8 protein-coding genes are annotated in these 7,558 nt (G+C 59.6%); 4 read left to right on the top strand and 4 right to left on the bottom strand.

Annotated features, from left to right (window positions below):
* Positions 1-193: 193 nt before the first annotated feature.
* Positions 194-796, bottom strand: a complete 603-nt coding sequence (locus ACE04F_RS20125) for a peroxiredoxin (protein ID WP_486109392.1) — start codon at positions 794-796, stop codon at positions 194-196.
* A gap of 306 nt (positions 797-1,102) precedes the next feature.
* Here ACE04F_RS20125 and ACE04F_RS20120 point away from each other — a divergent pair, with 306 nt between their 5' ends.
* A complete protein-coding gene (locus tag ACE04F_RS20120) occupies positions 1,103-1,321 on the top strand; it encodes a bacterioferritin-associated ferredoxin (RefSeq protein WP_486109390.1) in 219 nt (72 codons plus the stop codon).
* 199 nt (positions 1,322-1,520) lie between these two features.
* On the top strand, positions 1,521-1,994 hold the full coding sequence (bfr, locus tag ACE04F_RS20115) for a bacterioferritin (RefSeq protein ID WP_186635709.1): 474 nt from the start codon (positions 1,521-1,523) through the stop codon (positions 1,992-1,994).
* A gap of 98 nt (positions 1,995-2,092) precedes the next feature.
* Here the strand turns inward: bfr and grxD are convergent, their stop codons facing one another.
* From grxD to ACE04F_RS20100, 3 genes are all read right to left on the bottom strand, one after another.
* Entirely contained in the window at positions 2,093-2,434 is a 342-nt protein-coding gene (gene grxD, locus ACE04F_RS20110; RefSeq protein ID WP_305496358.1) for a Grx4 family monothiol glutaredoxin, read from the bottom strand.
* 99 nt (positions 2,435-2,533) lie between these two features.
* On the bottom strand, positions 2,534-4,642 hold the full coding sequence (locus ACE04F_RS20105) for a molybdopterin oxidoreductase family protein (protein ID WP_486109387.1): 2,109 nt from the start codon (positions 4,640-4,642) through the stop codon (positions 2,534-2,536).
* 123 nt (positions 4,643-4,765) lie between these two features.
* Positions 4,766-5,053 (bottom strand): hypothetical protein, encoded by a 288-nt coding sequence (locus ACE04F_RS20100; RefSeq protein ID WP_305496360.1) that lies wholly within the window; start codon positions 5,051-5,053, stop codon positions 4,766-4,768.
* 402 nt (positions 5,054-5,455) lie between these two features.
* Between ACE04F_RS20100 and argF the strand changes: the two genes are divergently transcribed.
* The gene (argF, locus tag ACE04F_RS20095) at positions 5,456-6,376 is read left to right on the top strand and encodes an ornithine carbamoyltransferase (RefSeq protein ID WP_486109385.1); all 921 of its coding nucleotides are present in this window, start codon (positions 5,456-5,458) and stop codon (positions 6,374-6,376) included.
* Complete coding sequence (locus tag ACE04F_RS20090; protein ID WP_486109383.1) at positions 6,373-7,482, top strand: ABC transporter ATP-binding protein; 1,110 nt, start codon at positions 6,373-6,375, stop codon at positions 7,480-7,482. Before argF ends, ACE04F_RS20090 begins: the two co-directional genes overlap by 4 nt.
* The last annotated feature ends 76 nt before the right edge of the window (positions 7,483-7,558 follow it).

The raw sequence follows: 7,558 nt of genomic DNA, 5'->3' as shown, positions 1-7,558 counted from the left end.
GTGGCTCTTGTGGCGAGGGAGCTTGCTCCCGCTGGGCTGCGAAGCGGCCCCTTTTTTTGCGATTGCTGCGAGGTCGAGCAGGAGCAAGCTCCCTCGCCACGCTGTTCAGCGCAAAAAATTCTGCGTTACAGCTTATAACCCGCCCATAAAAAACCGGCCCATCAAGGGCCGGTTTTTTTATGCCTGAGTGCGCTTACAGCTTGTCGCTGTGTTCGCCCAGGTAAGCCGCTACACCTTCAGGCGATGCGGTCATGCCCTTGTCGCCTTTTTTCCAGTTGGCCGGGCAGACTTCGCCGTGTTCTTCGTGGAATTGCAGAGCGTCGACCAGACGGATCAGCTCTTCCATGTTACGGCCCAGCGGCAGGTCGTTGATGATCTGCGAACGGACCACGCCTTTGTCGTCGATCAGGAACGCGCCACGGAAGGCCACGCCGCCTTCGGACTCAACGTCGTAGGCCTTGGCGATTTCGTGCTTCATGTCGGCAGCCATGGTGTATTTCACCGGGCCGATGCCACCCGCATTGATGGCGGTGTTGCGCCAGGCGTTGTGGGTGAAGTGCGAGTCGATCGAAACCGCGACCACTTCGACGTTGCGCGCCTTGAAATCGTCCATGCGGTGATCCAGTGCGATCAGCTCGGACGGGCAGACGAAAGTGAAGTCCAGCGGGTAGAAGAACACCAGGCCGTATTTGCCTTTGATGGTCGAGGACAGGGTGAAGCTGTCGACGATTTCGCCGTTGCCGAGGACGGCTGGAACGGTGAAGTCAGGGGCTTGTTTGCCTACGAGTACGCTCATTGGATATCTCCTGGTGTAGTAACGTGAAAACCGGGTCCGCGCCAGCCTGCCACCCGCAGGCGACAGCCCTGTGACACGAACCCGCTTTACAAGGACCGACCATCATACACCGCACATTTGGACTGTCCTCAACGGTTTTTCGGTGATGCGAAAAATCCACCCCGGCGCATGGCCCGCCGATGTAAAAAACCGTTCGTCAGACCAAGCCAGCTCAGACCGGGGAGCACCAGAAACAACTTTGACAATCATTCTCGTTAACATTAAGATCCGTCTCAATTGAGTCACAACCAGCGACGGTTCTCACTTATGTATGTATGCCTCTGCACTGGCGTCACCGACGGTCAGATCCGCGAAGCGATCTACGAAGGTTGCTGCAGCTATCGGGAAGTCCGCCAGGCCACCGGCGTAGCCAGCCAATGCGGTAAATGTGCCTGCCTTGCCAAGGAAGTGGTACGTGAAACCCTCGCCAAAGCGCAGACTGCCCAGGCCTCGATCCCTTATCCGGTAGAATTTACTGCCGCTTAAATCCCGAATTTTGAAGAACCGGACTCAATGTCCGGTTTTTTTATGCCTGTAAATCAAACGCTTAGCTTCCAGACGCGGAACACAAACATTCTTATTCCGATTAATTTTCATTTATTATTCAATAACTTAGGTTTGACACTGGTAATTGCCCGGCTCAAACTCTGCCGTATACACAGCTATTACAGGGCAGGCCCTCACCATGAAAGGCGACATCACAGTCATCCAGCATCTCAACAAGATCCTCGCCAATGAGCTGGTCGCGATCAATCAATACTTCCTGCATGCGCGCATGTATGAGGATTGGGGCCTGAACAAGCTGGGCAAGCATGAGTATCACGAATCCATCGACGAGATGAAACATGCGGACAAGCTGATCAAGCGCATCCTGTTCCTCGAAGGACTGCCAAACGTCCAGGACCTGGGCAAGCTGCACATTGGCGAACACACCCGGGAAATGCTCGAATGCGACCTGCGTATCGAGCGCACCGGCCACGCCGACCTGAAAGCCGCCATCGCCCATTGCGAAACCGTCGGTGACTTCGGCAGTCGCGAGCTGCTCGAGGATATCCTCGAGTCCGAAGAAGAACACATCGACTGGCTGGAAACCCAGCTGGGCCTGATCGACAAGATCGGTCTGGAGAACTACCTGCAATCGCAGATGGGCGAAGAATAAGCTTCCGCGAAAGCAAGCCACAAAAAAGCCCCGCCCTCTTTCGAGGAGCGGGGCTTTTTGTTGCCTGGATTTCCAGGCTCATTTAAATCCACTGTGGATCAAGCTTCAGTCTTGTTCGCCGCTGCCGCTTCTACAGCTGCCTTGATCGTCGACTGCAACGAACCGTCCGCGGCCATCTCGGTCATGATGTCGCTGCCGCCGATCAGTTCACCGCCAACCCACAGTTGTGGGAAGGTTGGCCAGTTGGCGTACTTGGGCAGATTGGCGCGGATTTCCGGGTTCTGCAGGATGTCCACGTAAGCGAACTTCTCGCCACACGCCATCACCGCCTGAGCAGCCTTGGCCGAGAAGCCGCACTGAGGGGCATTCGGCGAGCCTTTCATGTAAAGCAGGATAGTGTTGTTGGCAATCTGGTCTTTGATCGTTTCGATGATATCCACGGAGCACCTCGGCTTGAACTTTGCGACTACAGATGTCGACACGGTGGCGCATTGTAACGGAAAGCCGAGCACCCTGCTCGGTCCGGCCCAAGGACAATTCTACGCAGCCGCCACTTTCACCGGAACCCCATTGAGCGCCGCATTGCCGGACAACTCATCGAGCTGGCATTCATCGGTCAGGTCGTTGGCGCTGGAACCAGGCTGGCCGCTGGCGATGGTCATCTGCACGCCCGGTCGCGCGTGGCCCCAGCCATGGGGAAGGCTGACCACGCCTTTCATCATGTCCAGGCTGACTTGCACCTCCACTTCGATCACGCCCACCCGAGAACTGACCTGTACGCGTTGACCATCGACAAGACCGCGACTGGCGAGGTCTTCCGGATGCATCAGCAACTGATGGCGCGGCTTGCCCTTCACCAGTCGATGAAAGTTATGCATCCAGGAATTGTTGCTGCGCACATGCCGTCGGCCAATCATCAGCAACTCGTCCGATGCCGGCGCTCGCAGCGCGGCAAAGCGCGCCAGATCCGCGAGGATTACCGCCGGCGCGGCCTGCACACGGCCATTTTCGGTCTTCAAGCGCGTCGTCAGGTTGGGCTTGAGCGCACCGAGGTCGATGCCGTGGGGATGGTCGAACAGCGTCGCCAGCGACAACTTGTGTGGCGAGGCATCCCCATACCTTCCCGCGCGCAGACCAAAGTCGATCATTTGCGCGGGCGGCATGGTCGGCTTGAGCTCCTTGCCAGTGCGGGCGGCAAACGCCTTGGCCAAGCCGACAAAAATCTCCCAGTCGTGCAGCGCCCCTTCGGGCTTGGGCAGGATCGCCCGATTGAAACGGCTGACGTTACGCACGGCGAACAGGTTGAACGTGGTGTCGTAGTGATCGTTCTCCAAAGCCGAGGTCGATGGCAGGATCAGATCGGCATAACGCGTGGTCTCGTTGATGTACAAATCGATGCTGACCATGAACTCCAGCCCATCCAGCGCTTGTTCGAGCTGCCGCCCGTTAGGCGTGGACAGCACCGGGTTGCCAGCCACGGTGACCAGCGCACGGATCTGCCCGTCGCCCTCGGTCAGCATTTCCTCGGCCAAGGTCGACACGGGCAGCTCGCCGGCGTATTCGGGACGCCCGGACACCCGGCTCTGCCAACGGTTGAAATGGCCACCCGAAGTGGTCGCTACCAAGTCTACCGCCGGCTCGGTGCACAGTGCCCCGCCCGCCCGATCGAGGTTGCTGGTGACCAGGTTGATCACTTGGATCAGCCAGTGGCATAACGTGCCGAACGCCTGGGTGGACACGCCCATTCTGCCGTAGCAGACGGCCGACGGCGCGGCGGCAAAGTCGCGGGCCAACTGCCGGATCTGCGGCGCTGGCACCGCACAGAGCGGGCTCATCACCTCGGCGGTAAAACCTGCCACGGCCTGGCGCACCTCTTCGAGGCCGTCCACCGGCAAATGGCTGTCGCGGCACAGACCTTCGCTGAACAGCGTATTGAGCAGGCCAAACAGCAGCGCGGCATCGCCCCCTGGGCGCACGAAGACATGCTGGTCGGCAATGGCCGCCGTTTCGCTGCGCCGTGGATCGACGACCACGACTTTGCCGCCGCGGGCCTGGATCGCCTTGAGGCGCTTCTCCACGTCCGGCACGGTCATGATGCTGCCGTTGGAAGCCAGCGGATTGCCGCCCAGGATCAGCATGAAGTCGGTATGGTCGATGTCCGGTATCGGCAGCAGCAGGCCGTGACCGTACATCAAGTGGCTGGTCAGGTGATGGGGCAGTTGGTCCACCGACGTCGCCGAGAAGCGACTGCGTGTCTTCAGCAGGCCAAGGAAATAATTGCTGTGGGTCATCAACCCATAGTTATGCACGCTGGGGTTGCCCTGGTAGACGCCCACCGCGTTCTGGCCGTGACGCTCCTGGATGGCCGCCAGGCGTTCGGCAACCAGGGCGAAAGCGTCATCCCAGGCAATCGGCTGCCACTCGCCGCCGACTCGCTGCATGGGTTGGCGCAGCCGGTCCGGGTCATTCTGGATATCTTGCAGGGCGACGGCCTTGGGACAGATGTGCCCACGGCTGAAACTGTCCAGCGGATCGCCCTTGATCGAGGTGATTGCCAGGCCTTGGCCTTCAGTTTCGGTAGTTTCGAGCGTCAGGCCACAGATGGCCTCACATAGATGGCACGCACGGTGATGAAGAGTCTTGGTCATGGCCAGTCTCTGTTTTATTCGTAGCGGGCACTTTCGGCCGCGGGAACAAAACTATGGCGCGAGATCCTCCACCGCGCCAGCGACGTTCGTCCTGTGAATCGCCGGGCATCAGGCCAACCGATTTCAGGGGTGCTCGGGAGGCGGCGCCAGCAGCTGGATTTCCTCGACGGTTTCCACTTGTTCCTGAGCGATGGGCACTCCGGTCAACTCGCCGATCAATCGCCAATGTTCGTCGAGGCCGCTGCTGATGGTAGCCATGCGGTCGATCATGCGGCGGCCGGCAGCCTTGGTCACTTCGTCTTCGCTGCGCAACAATTCGAATGACATGGAGGTCACCGAAGCGGTCAGGTGCGTCAGGGAGCGTGCCGTCAGCCCCAGCAGTTCCATCAGTTGTTGCTCTTTCGAATCCATTTCGGGGCTCCTGCGTCTAGGGGCTCATTTATAACCCAGGCCCTGGCATTAGGAAATCTCACATCCGATGACAGACACACGAAATCAATTGCACGCTAGCCAACAGAACTCGGTTTGTCCTCCCGCGCCCGTCCGGCTTGTTTGCCAAGCGCCGCAACGCCAGTGTACAAATGGGGTCGCTGCTGTCAGGAAACCGGCTTCAAACATGTCATCGCAGTCCTGCCATGACCTCGTTGAACTCCCTATAACCGTAGCCCTATTGGTAAGACGCGACATTTAATGTCAATATCGCGCCTTCCCCTAATTTCGTCGCCCCGTGCGGCTTTTGCCGCAGGTCTCGCCCGTTTTTCCATTAAACAAGGCTTTGAGCATCTGCGGTCAGTTACAAAAAGGTAGTCAATCATGAGCGCAAGGCACTTTCTCTCCCTGATGGATTTCACGCCCGAAGAGTTGCTCGGCGTGATCCGTCGAGGCGTGGAGCTCAAGGACCTGCGTAAGCGCGGCGTACTGTTCGAGCCCTTGAAAAACCGTGTGCTGGGGATGATCTTCGAGAAATCCTCCACGCGCACGCGCATTTCTTTCGAAGCCGGCATGATCCAGCTCGGCGGCCAGGCGATTTTCCTGTCGCCCCGTGACACCCAGCTGGGCCGTGGCGAGCCCATTGGCGATTGCGCGATCGTCATGTCGAGCATGCTTGACGCAGTGATGATCCGGACCTTTGCCCACAGCACGCTGACCCAATTCGCGGCCCATTCCCGCGTGCCGGTGATCAATGGCCTGTCCGACGACTTGCACCCGTGCCAACTGCTCGCCGACATGCAGACTTTCCTCGAACACCGCGGCCCGATCCAGGGCAAGACCGTGGCCTGGATCGGCGATGGCAACAACATGTGCAACAGCTATATAGAAGCGGCGATCCAGTTCGACTTCCAATTGCGCATCGCCTGCCCTGAAGGCTACGAACCCAATCCGCAATTCGTCGCCAGGGCCGGCGACCGGGTGACGATCCTGCGCGACCCGAAACAGGCCGTCGCCGGCGCGCACCTGGTGAGCACCGACGTTTGGACATCCATGGGCCAGGAAGAAGAAACCGCCAAGCGCCTGGAGCTGTTTGCGCCGTACCAGGTCAATCGCGCTCTGCTCGACCTGGCGGATGCCGAGGTGCTGTTCATGCATTGCCTGCCTGCCCACCGTGGCGAAGAAATCAGCCTCGACCTGCTCGACGATCCCCGCTCGGTGGCGTGGGACCAGGCAGAAAACCGTCTCCATGCACAGAAGGCCCTGCTGGAGTTCCTCGTCGAGCCGGCGTACCACCACGCATGAGTGCTCCATTGTTATTAAATCTGCACAATCTGGCCTGCGGTTATCAGGACCAGCGAGTCGTCCAGAACCTCAACCTGCACCTCAATGCCGGTGACATCGGTTGTCTGCTCGGCTCGTCCGGGTGTGGCAAGACCACCACCCTGCGGGCCATTGCCGGTTTCGAGCCGGTGCATGAAGGTGAGATCCAGTTGGCTGGGGAAACCATTTCCCGCGCGGGGTTTACCCTCGCCCCGGAAAAACGCCGCATCGGCATGGTGTTCCAGGACTACGCGTTGTTCCCGCATTTGAGCGTCGCCGAAAACATTGCGTTCGGCATCCGCAAACATCCAGACAAGGATCGCGTGGTCGAGGAACTGTTGGAACTGGTCAACCTGAAGAGCTTGGGCAAGCGCTTTCCCCATGAGCTCTCGGGAGGCCAGCAACAACGTGTGGCCCTGGCCCGCGCCCTGGCGCCGGAACCCCAACTGCTGTTACTCGACGAGCCGTTCTCCAACCTCGACGGCGAGCTGCGACGCAAGCTCAGCCATGAGGTGCGGGACATTCTCAAGGCCCGCGGCACCAGTGCGATCCTGGTCACCCATGACCAGGAAGAAGCCTTTGCGGTGAGTGACCATGTCGGCGTGTTCAGAGAGGGTCGCCTGGAACAATGGGATACGCCCTACAACCTCTATCACGAACCGCTGACGCCGTATGTTGCCAGCTTCATCGGCCAGGGTTACTTCATTCGCGGCCAGCTCGACAGCCCGGAATCGGTGCAGACCGAACTGGGCATGCTGCGCGGCAACCGGGCGTACACCTGGCCCATCGGCAGTGCCGTAGACGTCCTGCTGCGCCCGGACGACATCGTCCACGCGCCGGACAGTCCGCTCACGGCGACTATCGTCGGCAAGACGTTCCTCGGTGCTTCAACCCTGTATCGCCTGCAACTGTCGACCGGCGCACAACTGGAATCGATTTTCCCAAGCCATGCCGACCATCAGCTCGGCGCCACCGTCGGTATCCGCGTGGCGGCTGAGCACCTGGTGCTGTTCCAGGCGCCGGGCAGCACGGCGGCGCATTTGCCAGTTGGGGAAAGTGGTGTGCGGCGGTATGGCACCGCCAGCTAATAGCTGAAGGGATGCAAACCTCTGTGGGAGCGAGCCTGCTCGCGATGGCGTAGGCACATCCAGCGACGGTGCAAGC

Source organism: Pseudomonas sp. AGC41 (assembly GCF_057334555.1).
This window is presented reverse-complemented; position numbering and strand designations above follow the sequence as displayed.

Coding starts and splice junctions, on each gene's coding strand:
- ACE04F_RS20125 (WP_486109392.1), bottom strand. CDS start 796: ATGAGCGTACTCGTAGGCAAACAAGCCCCTGACTTCACCGTTCCAGCC.
- ACE04F_RS20120 (WP_486109390.1), top strand. CDS start 1,103: ATGTATGTATGCCTCTGCACTGGCGTCACCGACGGTCAGATCCGCGAA.
- bfr (WP_186635709.1), top strand. CDS start 1,521: ATGAAAGGCGACATCACAGTCATCCAGCATCTCAACAAGATCCTCGCC.
- ACE04F_RS20105 (WP_486109387.1), bottom strand. CDS start 4,642: ATGACCAAGACTCTTCATCACCGTGCGTGCCATCTATGTGAGGCCATC.
- ACE04F_RS20100 (WP_305496360.1), bottom strand. CDS start 5,053: ATGGATTCGAAAGAGCAACAACTGATGGAACTGCTGGGGCTGACGGCA.
- argF (WP_486109385.1), top strand. CDS start 5,456: ATGAGCGCAAGGCACTTTCTCTCCCTGATGGATTTCACGCCCGAAGAG.
- ACE04F_RS20090 (WP_486109383.1), top strand. CDS start 6,373: ATGAGTGCTCCATTGTTATTAAATCTGCACAATCTGGCCTGCGGTTAT.